1 protein-coding gene is annotated in these 673 nt (G+C 45.9%); it reads left to right on the top strand.

The genetic code is table 11. The features are described 5' to 3' along the window. Window positions 1-673: LysR family transcriptional regulator ArgP (locus tag R7Z50_RS27875; RefSeq protein ID WP_318149802.1), on the top strand; the 673-nt coding region annotated here is incomplete at both ends.

Genomic DNA, 673 nt, shown 5'->3' with positions numbered 1-673 from the left:
AGCATCTGTTTGTCTCACAATCTGCCATTTCGCAGCGTATTAAACAGCTCGAAAAATTCTTGGCGCAACCTGTGTTAATTCGAGAGCAGCCACCCAAGCCAACTCCCATTGGGAAAAAACTATTGGGGCTTTACCGCCGAGTTCGGTTGCTAGAGCACGAAATTTTACCTGAGATCAAAAACGATACTACAACGCGCCCAGTGCAACTGTCTTTGGCTACTAACGCCGACAGTTTGGCAACGTGGTTACTGCCAGCTTTGCAAGACGTCATGAAAACTCGTCAAGTAGAGTTGAAGCTGACGATTTACGGTGAATCACGTTCAATAGAAAAACTGAAAAGTGGTGAGGTCGCAGGGGCGATCAGTTTAGAGTCTCAAGCGATACCAAATTGCCGCGCCGATTACTTAGGACGAATTGATTACGTTTGTGTGGCTAACCCTGAGTTTTATCAGCGTTACTTTGCTCAAGGCGTTAATAACCAGACGTTTGCCAAGGCGCCGGCCGTTTCGTATGATCAATATGATGACCTACATAAAACCTTTCTTACCGAGCATTTCAATGTCAGCCCTGATAGCGTCATTCACCATAACATCAGCAGCTCTGAAGCGTTTCTAAAAGTGGCGTTAGCTGGTGTAGCCTATTGCTTAATCCCTCGTTTGCAAATTACCGACGA

It is taken from the genome of Vibrio sp. 1249-1 (genome assembly GCF_033340495.1).
Note: the sequence above shows the minus strand (reverse complement) of the source record. Positions and strands in the feature narration are given on the sequence as shown.